The organism is Pedobacter cryoconitis (assembly GCF_014207135.1).
Taxonomy (GTDB): domain Bacteria; phylum Bacteroidota; class Bacteroidia; order Sphingobacteriales; family Sphingobacteriaceae; genus Pedobacter; species Pedobacter cryoconitis_D.
Map to the genome: position 1 here is coordinate 150,271 of NZ_JACHCC010000002.1, position 15,018 is coordinate 165,288.

At 38.9% G+C, this 15,018-nt stretch carries 12 protein-coding genes; 7 read left to right on the top strand and 5 right to left on the bottom strand.

Annotated features, from left to right (window positions below; translation table 11 throughout):
• Positions 1-191 precede the first annotated feature (191 nt).
• Entirely contained in the window at positions 192-2,462 is a 2,271-nt protein-coding gene (locus tag HDF25_RS03640; RefSeq protein ID WP_184622878.1) for a family 20 glycosylhydrolase, read from the bottom strand.
• 135 nt (positions 2,463-2,597) lie between these two features.
• On the opposite strand from HDF25_RS03640, the gene HDF25_RS03645 reads away from it, so the two are divergent.
• The 4 genes from HDF25_RS03645 to HDF25_RS03660 all read left to right on the top strand — a co-directional run bounded on the left by HDF25_RS03645 (position 2,598) and on the right by HDF25_RS03660 (position 5,410).
• Positions 2,598-3,002, top strand: a complete 405-nt coding sequence (locus tag HDF25_RS03645; protein ID WP_184622879.1) for a YciI family protein — start codon at positions 2,598-2,600, stop codon at positions 3,000-3,002.
• A 6-nt stretch (positions 3,003-3,008) separates the two neighbouring features.
• Positions 3,009-3,230 (top strand): YdeI/OmpD-associated family protein, encoded by a 222-nt coding sequence (locus HDF25_RS03650; protein ID WP_184622880.1) that lies wholly within the window; start codon positions 3,009-3,011, stop codon positions 3,228-3,230.
• A gap of 73 nt (positions 3,231-3,303) precedes the next feature.
• A complete protein-coding gene (locus tag HDF25_RS03655; RefSeq protein ID WP_184622882.1) occupies positions 3,304-4,311 on the top strand; it encodes a lipase family protein in 1,008 nt (335 codons plus the stop codon).
• A 145-nt stretch (positions 4,312-4,456) separates the two neighbouring features.
• Entirely contained in the window at positions 4,457-5,410 is a 954-nt protein-coding gene (locus HDF25_RS03660) for a hypothetical protein (protein ID WP_184622884.1), read from the top strand.
• Between the two features lie 14 nt (positions 5,411-5,424).
• Here the strand turns inward: HDF25_RS03660 and HDF25_RS03665 are convergent, their stop codons facing one another.
• The 3 genes from HDF25_RS03665 to HDF25_RS03675 form a co-directional block, all read right to left on the bottom strand.
• A complete protein-coding gene (locus tag HDF25_RS03665; protein ID WP_184622885.1) occupies positions 5,425-5,787 on the bottom strand; it encodes a phosphatase PAP2 family protein in 363 nt (120 codons plus the stop codon).
• A 40-nt stretch (positions 5,788-5,827) separates the two neighbouring features.
• Entirely contained in the window at positions 5,828-6,271 is a 444-nt protein-coding gene (locus HDF25_RS03670) for a DUF1569 domain-containing protein (protein ID WP_184622886.1), read from the bottom strand.
• A gap of 102 nt (positions 6,272-6,373) precedes the next feature.
• Positions 6,374-7,606, bottom strand: coding sequence for an alpha/beta hydrolase-fold protein (locus HDF25_RS03675; RefSeq protein WP_184622887.1), 1,233 nt, complete (start codon positions 7,604-7,606; stop codon positions 6,374-6,376).
• Positions 7,607-7,845: 239 nt separating this feature from the next.
• On the opposite strand from HDF25_RS03675, the gene HDF25_RS03680 reads away from it, so the two are divergent.
• On the top strand, positions 7,846-8,658 hold the full coding sequence (locus HDF25_RS03680; RefSeq protein ID WP_184622888.1) for an SDR family oxidoreductase: 813 nt from the start codon (positions 7,846-7,848) through the stop codon (positions 8,656-8,658).
• A gap of 12 nt (positions 8,659-8,670) precedes the next feature.
• Entirely contained in the window at positions 8,671-9,573 is a 903-nt protein-coding gene (locus tag HDF25_RS03685; protein WP_184622889.1) for a helix-turn-helix domain-containing protein, read from the top strand.
• A gap of 64 nt (positions 9,574-9,637) precedes the next feature.
• On the opposite strand, the gene HDF25_RS03690 is transcribed toward HDF25_RS03685, so the two are convergent.
• The gene (locus tag HDF25_RS03690) at positions 9,638-11,245 is read right to left on the bottom strand and encodes an FAD-binding oxidoreductase (protein ID WP_184622891.1); all 1,608 of its coding nucleotides are present in this window, start codon (positions 11,243-11,245) and stop codon (positions 9,638-9,640) included.
• A 491-nt stretch (positions 11,246-11,736) separates the two neighbouring features.
• Between HDF25_RS03690 and HDF25_RS03695 the strand changes: the two genes are divergently transcribed.
• Positions 11,737-14,997, top strand: coding sequence for a glycosyl hydrolase (locus tag HDF25_RS03695; protein ID WP_184622894.1), 3,261 nt, complete (start codon positions 11,737-11,739; stop codon positions 14,995-14,997).
• Positions 14,998-15,018 lie beyond the last annotated feature (21 nt).

The window sequence follows — 15,018 nt, forward strand, 5'->3', positions numbered from 1 at the left end:
TGATTAGCAAATTACCCTGATCAGCTCCGGATTTTACTCAGGATATATTCGATCCTGTCCGAAGCATTTCCGAAGCATTTCCGAACAATCTCCGAACAAAGTCCGAACCAAAGCACTATCCTTCCAAAGTAAAAAAGCATCTACCCTAACGGATAAATGCTTCAATATTGAATTCAGTTCTGGTTTCAGTATTACTTGTAAAAGTCTTCTGCATTTACTGCCCTGCGTTTACCTGAAGGATCTACAACCTCCAGTTTAAGCGTATAACCACCTCCTCCTTCAAGAAACAACAGCTCAAAGGGATGATATCCTTTTTTCAAAGCAGTCTGCGCTGATTTTTCTATAGAAGTATGTAGTCCACCATTATCTACCAGCACTGCTCCGTCCATATTTAACACACTTCCGTCGTCAGAACGCAGAAAGAAAGTGTAAACACCTGTTTCAGCAGCATAAAAATAACCTTTATGTCTGGTCGCAAACTGATCAGCAGTCTGAGTTACCGGAATTTCAATAGCCTGGGTCACCTGTTTGGTCAGCAGATCTTTTTCGCTGATCTCTTTTACCGAACGGTAAGAATGAGGATAATAGTAAAAATTGAGTCCCTTTTGTAAAGCATCAGTTGTAGCAGGTTCCAGGTAGTTTAGTTTTTTATAATTGACCGTATATACTTCACCACGTTTATCAGCATCATTAAATGCAGCCAGTTTAATCTGTACAGGGGCTGTGATCTTTAATTTTCCACTAAACAAAGCAGATGTATTGGTAGGCAACGAATTATCTGTTGTATAGCGTATTTTAAATGCTTCTACCGGATTAATTATCTGTAGCGAAGCACTATCTACAAAAACACTGTTCAAACTAAAACCCGTTAAATCCAGAAATCTGTAATTAATTTTCATCGCATCGAGCATCGGTAATTGCTGAATTACCTTTTTCTCAAATCCATTCCAGTCTGAACCTTTTCCTCTCCAGGCTATTTCGGACATAGCCATAATCCTCGGAAAGATCATGTATTCCAGCCGGTCTTCACTGGGTATATATTCTGTCCAGGTACTTGCCTGTACACCCTTAACATATTTTCGATCTGCCTCATCCAGGTGAAAATTAAACGGATCGAAGGAGTAAACCTTTTGTAAAGAATTATTATCCTGCTGAGCATCAAAATAACAATATTCACCAGGAGTCATAATGATTTCATTTCCTTTTTCAGCTGCTTTTTTAGGAGCCCCAGGAATCCAGGTACGCCAGTACATTAAGGTAGCGGTTTTAGAGACTCCGCCATCGAGAATCTCGTCCCAACCTATCAGTTTTTTATTTTTACTGTTAAAAAAACGCTCCATCCTATGAACGAAATAACTTTGCAGTTCATTGATATCCTTCAAACCCTCCTTTTTCATTAGTGCATCGCATTCAGGCACATTTTTCCAGCTGCTTTTCTCCACTTCATCTGCGCCTAAATGAATATACTGACTTGGGAAAAGAGCAGCAATTTCAGTGAACACATTCTCTGCAAATTCATAAGTAGTCTCTTTACACGGACATAAAGGTTCTGAAAAATCTTTAGCCTGTCCGCCTTTGTTATTTGAAGTAAGCCAGGGCATTAGCGCAGTCGCAGCCATCATATGTCCGGGCATATCAATCTCTGGTATAATTTCCACTGATCTGTCCTGTGCATACCTGATCAGATCTTTCATTTCTTCCTGTGTATAAAACCCACCATATTTTCTAACGCCGTCTATAACTTTAAAATGTTTTTCGGGTAATGCAAAATCAGGGTTCTCTTTTGCTTTTTCCAGACAAACTGAATCTTGTTTGTTGAGTGTTCTCCAGGCACCTTTAGCCGTAAGCATCGGGTATTTTTTGATCTCTATCCGCCAGCCCTGGTCATCGGTGAGGTGTAAATGGAATTTATTAAACTTATATAAAGCCATTCTGTCAATCATCTTTTTAAGATAAGCTATATCAAAAAAATGGCGCGAAACATCAAGATGTATCCCCCTCCATTCAAATCTTGGGGCATCAGTTATTTCTACCACAGGAATTTCAAGGGTTAAAGAACTGGTAGGCTTAAACAAAGGAGCACCAATCAATTGTTTTAAGGTTGATACAGCAGAAAAAGCACCTTCAGCCGTATTAGTCGTAATAGTCACTGACTGAGTGCTTACAACAAGTTCATATCCTCCGGGAGGCAATGCTGTTGTCCCGGCTTTGAAAATTATTTTTCCTTCATTCTTAATTGTTGCTGTGCATTTAGTGGTCATCATACCAAGTTCAGCTGCTGCAGCTTTAAAAAAAGGCTTTTCCCCATTAATGATTAAGGTATTCCTGGACAATAAGAATTTCCCGGTTCCGGGCTTCAGTACGGTTGGTTGAGGTATGACTGTAATGGTCTGGGCATTTACATTTGACTGGTTAAATAGTAAAATGACAGCCAGAATGGTTGTAGTCAATAATTTATTCATTAGCTAAATCGGATTAGTTTCGTTATCAAATATAGAATATAGGAAGTAAAATAGTGTCAGATCGATACAAAATGTGATATGCATTCCAGAACTGATAATTTCATATATATTTGAGAATCTATAAATATAAAACAGATGAAATACTTTTTCACAATCGGCATTTGCCTGCTGACGTTTTCTTTATTTGCACAGCAAAAACAAAATCAGTTTATATTGATTATCCGGTCAAAAAACAAGATTAATGCTCCGGCAGCTACCATACAGGCAAATATCCGGCACTGGCAGGAATTTATGGGTGATTTGGGCAAAAGTGGTAAAATTGCAGGCGGATATCGTCCGGTTACTGAAGGGGTAACCCTTAGCGGAGCAGCTAAAACAGTTAAATCAGAGGCTTATACAGCTAATGGGGAAGTGATCAGTTCTTTTCTGATCATCAATGCAGCCGACCTGAATGAAGCGAAGCAGATCGCTGCTAAATGCCCTGTATTTGAACTGGAAGGAAGTGTAGAAATCAGACCTGTACAACAAACCGCCAATTAAATTTTTATGCTTAAAAAAGGAGAACATATTGAAGGAACGCCAGTAGAACTTCAGATTTTATTAGATCAGCAGCCAGAGGCGAAAACATTCTTTGAAAGTTTGTCAAAATCCTATAGACAGGGTTACTGTGACTGGGTTGGATCAGCAAAGCAGGAAGACACCCGAAAAACAAGGGCAGATAAAGCCCTGATCATGCTGAATAACAAGCAAAAAACTTTAAAAACCTAAGCTTTATTAGTTATTTCTATATTTTAAAAATTGTAAATTACGATTGACAAAACAAAACTTTTAAATAATGGAAATGAACCAAATTAACGCTGGCGCTCATTACCCCGCTCCTAGTCCGTTCAGCCCTGCTACAGGTGTTTTACTAGCAGCATTGGCGTATAGTGACAATCTCTCAGGTGATTTGAAGATACATTTACCAGATTGGACATTGGTCTGGCAGGGGAAGGTAACTGAAGATGGTAATACTGGTTTTATAGCACTGGATCCTACCGGTCAATATTACGGACTTGGTTTCAGGGGATCTCTTCCCCCATTGGATATATTAGAAGACTGGTATGCTTTTGCGAACTGGGTATTGGAAGACATGGATGTCGTTACAGAAGTAGACTGGCAATATACAAATTCGGGAACCGCAAAAATCAGCCATGGGGCACATACAGCTTTTACCAATATCATTGGTACGACTAATGTACTGACGGATTCGAAGTTAAATCTCTTTGATTATCTGAAAACCAATGCTGTGGCTGGTAATAAACAGGTGATTATTGCCGGACATAGTCTCGGAGGGAATATGGCCAATGTATTTGCCTCTTATTTTGTTTCTGCTCTGGCACAAGCAGGTATTACCTATCTGAATACTTCTCTGTTTACTTTTGCAGCTCCGGCACCTGGTGACAGTGGTTTCTCCAGAGACCTGGACAGCAAGATCACGAATGCATGGCATTATGAAAATGTAAACGATATTGTCCCTAAGTTCCCTGTTTTCTCATCTGTTCTGGAAGCAGCTGCGTTGTATTCTCCGTCACCATCATCCGGCAAAATAACAATAACCTATCATGGCGATACTTTAAGTCTTTATGACGGCATACTCCTGCTGGGAACATTATTAGTTCCTTATGGCTATAAACAGCAGGCAAGAAATTATAAAGTATTTCTGAATGCACTGGACTCTTCTTATCAGAGTGATACAATAAAAGACTGGTTCATGCAAGCCGGATCACAACATGCGCTGGTGAATTATGCAAACTATCTTGGTGTTAATCTGGATCGTAAACTGGCTGCACGCAGTAGCGTAATATAAAAAAAGCGGATTAACGCTTATTGACAAGTGTTAAATCCGCTTAAGGCATTAAATAGGTAATATTCTGTTAAATAGGTAGTTAAATTATTATACAAAAATACCATATGCCATAAATTCTGATCTATGCCTATCGTTTGTTTCTTTTATGACTACATTTAAATCAAAAGGTTTAATCCGGAACAATCAGCAATTCAAATCACGTCCTTTTATGGTTAACAATCTCTACAGGTTCATCTTCACCTTTGTTTTAGTTTTCTCTTCTCTATGGGTCTTTGCACAAACTTCTGAAACGGATAACATCCTCAGAAAGGAGGATAAATCTTTACCTTTGAAATTTGGAGTTAACTATTTAAACAATAGTATTTTTATGGGCAGATCGGATACTGCCAGAATGCCAATCGTCACCCCTAATATCAGATATACTTTTAAATCAGGAATTTATGTAGCCGGGAGTCTGGATTATCTGCCAGATAGCAAAACAGCAAAAATAACCAGCGGTGATCTTGTTGCCGGGTATGATCATGATTTCACAGATGATCTTGATGGAGGGCTGTCATTTACCAAATCATTTTATAATTCAAGGAGTACGCAGATTGCTTCTTCACAAAGTGGTTCAATTAATGTCAATCTGAATTATGATCTGGGTGATATTATAACACCATCGGTCAGTGCAGATTATGCCTTTAATAAAAAGGGGTTCAAAAATGATATCTTTTTAAATGCAGGCCTTAGTCATGCTTTTATTGTTACAGGTTTATTCAGTCCACATGATTTACTGATTATTTCGCCTACAGCCCAAATCAACTGGGGCACACAGAATTTTTACGATTCTTATCTGGTAACTAAAAAATTCAAAAACACGAAAAAGACAACTGCCGAAACCCTGCTGATAGCCGCCCAGAGAGCAGATCTCGAAAAATTCAAATTACTGGATTATGAGTTTTCTATCCCTGTTGAGTATAAAATAAATCACTTTCTATTCAGTTTTGTACCCACCTACTCTGTTGCTCAAAACAAATTGCCGGGAAATATTACCTCTGGTTTAACTAATAAAACCGGACTGTTTAATTTTGAGGCTGGAATAGCACTGAGATTTTAAGCTATTTCTGTTCCTCAGGAGTACCTTCGCTGTTTATAAACCAGTGCTATTACTGTTGCTAATGCAAAGGCTGAATTAATATGGCCGGAAGGGAAAGAGTTTGAACCTGACATACTTACCCCTTCTACAAAATGGGGGTAATGAAAAGCAATCTGTTCAAAGAAAACTTTTGGACGCGGCATGTGAAATATTCTTTTCAGAATTTGTGCAGCGAGTCCGGACGAGATATAAGCGAGTAATATGGTGACTGATTCTTTCTTTTTACCAAGAAAAAACAGCAAGGCCACAATTAGCAGACAAAACATACCATCTCCTAAATTAGTGACAAATTTAAAAAACACATCCAGCCAGGTATTATGGATACTATTGAGGACCATAAAGCCGTCCAGCTTGGAAAAGTATATTTAAGACTATTTTTCAACTATTAAACTGGCGAAGATGATGATCACTATGTTTATAAGCAAAATAGCCAATCTCTTCTTTTGTCATTTTGCCAAAAAAGGGATGGATGAAATTATCGTTAGAGAAATCGGCGTATTCATTGATCAGGCTAATCCAATGCATACGTTCGGCGGCTATATTACCTTCTTTCCTGATTATGGGATCAAGAAAAGTAGGCATATTCCGCTTAATCGGAGTTTCGTCTTTAGTAAGACCTTTCAGAGCTAGTTTGCCAAATAAGAGTCCAAGAAATGAACGTTTGTACTTTTTTTTACCCAGTATCATCTCCTCAAATAAAATACAGTGCTTCAGGATCTGATAAATATTCATTTTGCCCCAAGCTGGCAGACTGTTTTCATCCAATGAATTTATCCTTCTTATTAACTCATCTCTCGTGTTATTGTCGAATAATGTCTTCATAATTTCAATAAATAATGTCGTGCAAAATCTACTTAAATTTACAGCTAATATCCTGAATTATTGGGGTGTAATATTGACAATTCATGGAGTAATTCAGGACATTTAAAGGCCATGTTCCAGTTTTTCGAGCTTTATCTTAATTTCCTCCCTGTATTTTAAGGCCAATGCTTTTTTATAATATTTAGCGGCCATAGCTTTCTCTCCTGTAGACAGAAAGTAATCGCCCAGGCCGTCATAAGTATTAAAACTCTGCGGGTAATAATAGATATTAAGCTGAAAGAACATTTCAGCTCTTTCAAGATCTTTTTGCCGGAGAAATGTATATCCATAGTTGTTGATTTCCTGCTCTGAGGGACGGACTTGATAACCCATTTTTTGTGACAGGGATTGATAATGGGCTATAATCATCTTTTTGATTTCGGCTGCTGAGTATTTTTTATCAAAAAACTGGTTTACAGGTTGGTTCTCAGGAAATTTATTCTGGCAAAAGACAAATCTTAGGGCATCATAGGCAGCAATCAAAGGAACTGAAGCATGATCGTCTTGCGGGTAATACCTGAGCTTCCACTTCAGGCCCTTTATCGGATTATGTTTTAAGTCTGCGGAGAATTTCAAAATAGACCGGATGTGATGGGTAAGCTGAGTTGTATCCTGCCTCACCGATAAGGTATCTATTCCAGGTTTCATCGTATTGGCTACCCCTAAAAATAATACCGCATTTTTAATATTTCTATGATCAGGTAAACTTTCTGTTTGTCCGAGTAGTTTATCGTTATCATACGACATGCTTGGATCGATTGCTATATAAGCATTAAATAATGAGTTGTGATTAATGAGGGTATTAATTACCATCAGCCCACCTAGTGAATGTCCAAAAATTGTGCGGTACGGTGCTGTAGTATAATTCTTATCGATATAAGGCAATAGCTCATTCCTGAGAAATAGCGTAAAGTCTTCACCCCCACCTGAATTTTTAAAAACTTCGCTTTTAGAAGGAGTGAGATCCCTGGTTCGGTTTCCGGGTGTATTCAGGATTCCGACAATTATCATATGAGGTAAAATGGTATTTCCATTGATAACCCCTAGCTGATTGAGTATTACATTTAAGGACAAAAAATAGCTTTCACCGTCCAATACATAAAGTACGGGGAAAGCAGGCCTGGAAAAATAGCTGGTATCAACCGGGGGTGTATAAATCCACAATGGTCTTTTTTCGTGTAAAACAGTTGAATACAAGGTATCAACATGCCCTATGTTAACAGGTATATTATTGTTCTGACCATTTACATGGATAGCTGTAAGAGCCAGGATCAGGATAATAAGATATTTGTTCATTGCTTTGTATTTTGATAGCGTTTATTAGACTCTACATCTGCTGCAAGAATAGTAATCCTGAAAATGACATTTAAAAAAATGGGCTGAAACCAGCAAAAAATGTGACAGGATACGTCTTCAGGACAAAAAGAAGAAATTGACCTTTATCCCTGAAATGTATAAGAGATGAGTAGATAAGTATAAACCGGAAACCTGTTTTAACTGGAGATTTGTCTTATAAACTTTAAAATCACAATGCAATGAAAAAGACAATATTAATCACTGGTGCTTCATCTGGTTTTGGAAGAGAAACAGCCAGATTATTTCATGAAAAAGACTGGAATGTAATTGCTACAATGCGTTCGCCTGAGAAAGAGACCGAATTATCAGCTTTATCTGGTATATTACTTTTAAAACTAGATGTTACTAACAAGGATAGTATTGCACTGGCAGTCAAACAAGGAATAGAAAAATTTGGAGGGATAGATGTATTAGTTAACAATGCAGGTCATGGCACACTTGGAGCACTCGAGGCTGCATCCGAAGAGCATATCAAAGCACAGTTTGAGGTTAATTTCTTTGGTCTGATTGAAGTGACCAAAGCTGTTTTGCCGAACATGCGGGAACGTCGTTCCGGACTCATCATCAATGTTTCTTCTGTTGGAGGCAGATTGACTTTCCCTTTCTCTACACTTTATCATGCCACCAAGTTTGCAGTAGAGGGCCTGACTGAATCAATGCAGTATGAATTGAACCCTCTGGGTATTCATTTAAAACTGGTAGAACCAGGCGGCTATAAAACCGCGTTTACTGGCAGGTCAATGAACTATTTTGGCACGAGTGATTTAAAGGATTATCAGGTGCCGTTTGAACGTTTTATGGCTAAACTTGAGGAATGGCCACTTTCGGAAAACATTAGTGAAGTAGCTGATGTTATTTTTGAGGCAGCTACAGATGGTACAGAAAAACTGCGTTATCCAGTAGGTCATGACGCTGCTCAGATGATAGAAATGAGGAAAGGCCTGGATGATATAGAGTTTAAAAGAAATATGGTTATCCAGACTGGTATTTAAAATTATTAAAAGATGCCTGAAAAATATATAGATCTCGAATCCATTAGTGAGATGCACCAGTTAGTGCATCATACACCACCCAGGCATCCCCTGGTCAGTCTGATCGATCATACAGACTTTTATGGAAAATACCAAAGGACGGATGCCTTTTACCGGTTCGGATTTTATACTATTTCCTGCAAAAAATTTGTTGGCTTATTAAAATATGGAAAAGGAAACTATGATTTTAATGAGGGTTCGCTGATGTTTACCGCACCAGGACAGGTAATCGCACCAGGGCCCGAAGTTACTGTAGATGAAGGCTGGGCACTTTTTATTCATCCTGACCTGATCCATGGAACTGATCTTGGAAAAAAGATTCATCAGTACTCATTTTTTAATTACGAGGTAAACGAAGCATTACATGTCTCTGAAGAGGAGAAAAGTATTCTGAAAGATTGCCTGGCAAAGATCGAGAGAGAGTATTCACAAAATATAGATAAGCATACACAAGGGCTTATCGTAAGCAATATTGAATTGCTGCTGAATTACTGTAACCGGTTCTATGACCGGCAATTCTATACACGTAAGAAAGTAAGTACTGATGTTTTACAGCAATTTGAAAGTTTACTAAAGGAATATTTCGCCCAAAACACTTTGATTAATTCCGGATTGCCTAATGTCAATTATTTTGCTTCCAGATTGAACCTGTCGCCGAATTATCTGTCTGATCTGCTGCAGAAGCTTACGGGTAAAACTACTCTGGAATATATTCACCTGGAGCTGATCGATAAAGCCAAATCGTTACTCTGGGGCACAGATGACTCTATTAGTGAAATTGCTTACAGGCTTGGCTTTGAATACCCTTCTCATTTTACAAAGATATTTAAGACAAAAACCGGGAAATCTCCCAGTGAATTTAGAAATATGAATTGAGACATGCATTTAAATTTAAATAGCCTCACAGAAAAGTGTGAGGCTATTCTGGTCTATCCGTTATTTAAATAATAGTCTTTCTTGTGCTCAGTCTGTTCTGAGGGTCTTTACTGAAATCTTCTTTAATTGTTTTCAGCTTGTTATAGCTTTCCATAAAGTAATTGCTGGTGGGGACTGCATTATCCTTAAAACTTATAAAAGAACCGCTGGTTTGCGGAAAGTTGAAGCTGCGGCACTCTTCTATCCAGTCTTGTGCTCTATTGGAGTAATTATTTACATTATCAGCTGCGTCAGATTCAGTATATGTAGTTGCAGGGACGTCCCACCATGCCTGGTACTGTATAGTGAAGGGACGTTTTTTATAAGGGAATGCACTGCCTTTAGGAAAACCCGGATCTTTATAGTTCTGGTAGTAAGAACCAGAAATGGCTCCAAGCGTTACATAACATTGTACGCCTGCCTTTATTGCATCTAAAGATATCAGATCGGATTCGAGCGTGTGCAATAGATTTTCACGTCCTGCATCACCCCATTCCCCATGTTTAACTAGCTTCGAAGTTATTTTATACGGTGCAGGTGCATCTATATCTGGTGGAATAACCTGCAACTGTAAAGGTGTAGAGTTATTTAATTCGCTAAGATTCACCGCTAAATTATTTCTATTAGTCATCCTTAATAGAATTTGTTTTGCAGAGATCCTGTCCCAGGTATCAAAGGCTTTCATTTGGGTAGCATCAGCGCTATCGTCAGGTATCGTGATACTGGAAGGCGGCAGCTCAGCAAACCATTTATGCATATCAGCTTTCAATTCACTTTGCTTACCTGCATAATAACCGTAAAATGTGCAGGGATGAACTGTTTCCCTGAAATTTCCGTCTTTGGGTCTGGGGATAGCTACTATTTTAAGATTTGTCCCTATCAGTGCAACATTGTTATACGGTGCTATCAGGGTTTCCCATAATTTCAATACCTCATAGGCTGGAGATGAATTCCAGTCAACCTGGAACTTTATGGTATTCTGAGGCATATTAAATGCTTTGAACACAAATTCTGTCACTATGCCATAACTCATTCCACCACCACCACGCAATGCCCAGAGTAACTCATCACCCTCTTTCAATTGTTTTATACTTCCATTGCCCAGTACGATTGTTGCCCCAATCAGGCTTTCGCAACACATACCGTGTATCCTTGTCCAGGGCCCCCAGCCTCCCCCCATCGTATAACCTGCAATACCTACCGATCCACATGTACCATGAGGTATGCAAACACCCTGTGCGGTCAGTTGAGGTATAAGCTCCTGGAACACAATCCCGGGCTGTATCCTGGCAATATTCTGCGCCCCTTGCTTTTCAACAGATACGCTAACCATTTTCGAGAGGTCTATAACAACTGTATTTGTACCGGAAGATTCGCCCTCGTGATCATGACCACCAGAACGCACTCTGATTTTAAAGTTTAGCTTATCAGCAAGTTCCATAATTTGCTGGACATGCTCTGTAAGCGTGCAAAATACAATTGCGGTTGGCCTGAATTGAAATTTTCTGTTGAATACTTTGGAAGCCTGTTCGTAAAGATCCCTTTCAGGTAGAGGACCACAGTCCGTTAATACTTCGGGCGCTATCCCGTTGTACGAAATGTGCTTGAGAGCGTTAATCGTGTTTTCTTTCATTACTTTTGGTTTGTTTAGCTAACAAGAGCTTATGATGTTACTGACAATATACGGCTTATGAAATTGTCGCCTGCAATTTTTCAGTGGTAACTTTCGTAAAACCGTTGACCTTTATCTTATACTATTCTTGTTTTATCGCTTTTGTAGCCAGAAATGTAGGTATATATTTATCAACCAAAAAACGGGGAGCAGGCTGGAAGTCTTCCAGAAAAGCTTCAATAATAAATCCGGCCTTTGTGCTTTTGCCTGTTTGTTCCAGGATGCCTGGTTATGATTTAAAAAGTTAATATCTCTATGATTAGTTGTCATCTTATATGTCAGTTTATTTATGTCGGTTTATTGTCGGGTACCGGCAAGATTAATATTTTTTTCTTACATAAGGATTGTCAATTAATTTCTTAAATGTAAATTAATAACTATTTCAGCTATTGTTTTTATGATTTCCATAATTTTAAAACATTGATAGACAATACGATTACACTGTAAATGTTATGGATTTCTCTTTATATAAAACCAAAGTACTTCTAACTGCCCAAATCATCTGCCTGTATTTGCTTTTCACTGTCTTTACGGTAAAAAAAGCAGAAGCACAGCTTAAAGTTCAACCTTATCCGCTAAATGCACTGGAAAATGGATTTCGTACCATTCCGGATAGTATTCAAACAAGCACTTACTGGTATTGGGTTTCTGGAAATATCTCTAGTGAAGGAGTAATCAAGGATCTGGAAGCTATGAAGAAAGTAGGAATCAATCGTGCATTTATTGCAAACGTCACCTGGGGAGAAAAGAATGCCGGTCAGATAAAATTGTTTACAGAAGAATGGTGGGATATTTTACATACCGCTCTAAAAACTGCGGCCAGACTGGGCATTGAAATAGGAATATTTAATTGCCCTGGATGGAGCCAGTCAGGAGGTCCATGGGTAAAACCAGATCAGTCGATGCGTTATCTTACTTCTTCGGAGCTGCTGGTGCATGGTCCATTGTCAATTCATCAAAAACTCAAACAACCTGACTCTGTTTTTCAGGATGTAAAAGTAATTGCCTATCCCGCACCAAAAGACTACGGTACTGAGATCCCTCTTAAGGTTAGTTCCGTTCCTCTGCTGGAAAATCTGTCTAACCTGGTAGACGGCAGAGAAGAAACTACAGTTCATTTGCCTGATGCAAAGCCAGTTATATTAGATTTTTCTGCAGACAAGTTATTTACAGCCCACAGCCTGGTCATTTATACAGCTCATACCCCTACCCGCCTGAGTGGCGTAGTTCAGGTCAGGATTAATAATACCTATCAAACCCTAAGGCATTTTAATATAGACCGTACTAATCCAAATTTAAAGAATGGCTTTATACCTTATGGGCCTGCTGCTATTTCAATTCCGGCAACTACAGCCAGGGATTTCAGATTGATTTTTACTGACTTTCCGGCAAACAGTGCGATTGCAGAAATTAAGTTTTCTCCTGTTCCATTAGTAGAAAATTACCTGGAAAAAACACTGGCAAAAATGTGGCCTGACGGATATGTGAATTGGTCTGCCTACCAATGGCTACCGCAACCAGTTATTGCAGACCAGAGTTATGTAATTGATCCGGATAAAGTTTTAGATATTTCGAAGTACATGTCAACCGACGGTACACTGGACTGGCAGGTACCAACAGGAAAATGGATCATTGAACGTAGTGGAATGACACCGACGCTGGTTTATAATGCACATGCTGCTCCTGAAGGAACGGGACTTGAAACTGATAAAATGAGTAAAGAGCATATCGCTGCTCATTTCAATGCCTTTTTAGGAGAAATCATGCGTCGTATCCCGGCGCAAGATCGCAAAACCTGGAAAATAGCCGTTGGAGATAGCTATGAAACGGGCAGTCAAAATTGGAGCGATCGGTTTATAGCGCAATTTAAATTGGTCTATCATTATGATCCGCTCCCTTATATCCCAGTATTGCGGGGAAAAGTTGTTGGAAGTGCTGACCATTCTGACCGGTTTTTATGGGACCTGAGACGTTTTGTAGCTGACAAGGTAGCTGAGGAATATGTCGGCGGGTTAAGAAACCTGAGCCATCAATATGGATTAACTACCTGGCTGGAAAATTATGGTCATTATGGTTTTCCCGGAGAATTCCTGCAATACGGGGGACAATCAGATGAAGTTAGTGGTGAATTCTGGAATGAGGGAATCAAAGGCTTGATAGAAAACAAGGCTGCTTCATCCTGTTCCCACATTTATGGGAAAACTAAAGTTTCTGCAGAATCTTTTACCACTACGGATAATTATTTCAGGAATTATCCTGCTACACTGAAACAACGTCTTGACCGTTCTTTCACTCAGGGAATCAATAATACGTTACTCCACGTTTATATTCAGCAGCCTGATGAAGATAAAATACCAGGGATGAATGCCTATTTTGGTACAGAGTTTAACCGTAAAAATACGTGGTTCTATGAAATGGATGATTTCTTACGCTATATCAAAAGATGTAACCTACTCTTACAACAAGGAAAATATGTAGCAGATATAGCTTATTTCATTGGTGAAGATGCGCCGAAAATGACAGGGATACAAGAACCTACCCTTCCCCGTGGCTATTCCTTTGACTACATTAATGGTGAAGTAATTAAAACCAGGCTAAAGGTGAAAGATGGTAATCTGGTTTTACCTGATGGGATGAAATACCGGATTTTAGTTTTACCAAAATTAGAAAGCATCCGCCCGGAGTTACTGAGAAAAATAGAAGAAATGGTAAACAATGGTGCAGTCGTTCTGGGACCCAGACCATCCAGATCACCAAGTTTGCAAAACATAGAGAAAGCTGATCTGGAAGTTCAGCAGCTGACCGCTAAACTCTGGGGGAACATCAACGGCACTACTATAAAGGTTAATTATTATGGTAAAGGAATGATGATTGATGGGATGAACCTGGAAGATGCGTTAAAATTGGTAAACGTTATCCCTGATTTTAAAACAGCGAAGACCGATTCTGTACTTTTTATACACAGAGCATTAAAGGATGGTTCAATTTATTTTATATCTAATCAAAAAAACAAGTCTGTGAAGTTAAAACCGGAATTCCGTGTTTCGGAAGGAAATCCGGAATTATGGAATGCAGTTACAGGTTCTGTAGGTAGCCTTCCTGATTATATTCAGCATGGTCGGTCAACTTCAGTACAGCTGCAACTGGCTCCTTTTGAAAGTGCATTTATAATTTTCAGAAAACATGGCAGCATCAGAAAAGATAAACGTTTAAATTACCCGAAATTAGTCAGGAGGATAGATATTACCGGTGAATGGCTGGTTAACTTTGATCCTAAACTGCACGGCCCCTCCCAACCTGTTGTCTTTAAACAGTTAGAAGACTGGAGCCAAAGTAAAGAAGATAGTATTAAATACTACTCCGGCCCTGCTTATTATCATCATAGTTTTGAATTATCAAAGGTTAAAAACCAGGAGCGCGTATTATTAGATCTGGGAAAGGTTATTGCTCTGGCAAAAATTAAAGTCAATGGAATTGCTGTTGGCGGATTATGGACAGCTCCTTATCAAATTGATATCACGAAGGCTCTGAAACCTGGCAAAAACGAATTGGAAATTAAAGTAGTTAACAATTGGATAAACAGGCTGACCGGAGATCACAAATTACCTGAAAATAAGCGGGTAACCTGGACCTATTATGACAGTTATGATGCGAATGCAAAATTACAACCTTCTGGATTAAAGGGACCAGTCAGGTTGGAAATCGTAAGATAACACACTGATAATATGGGACTT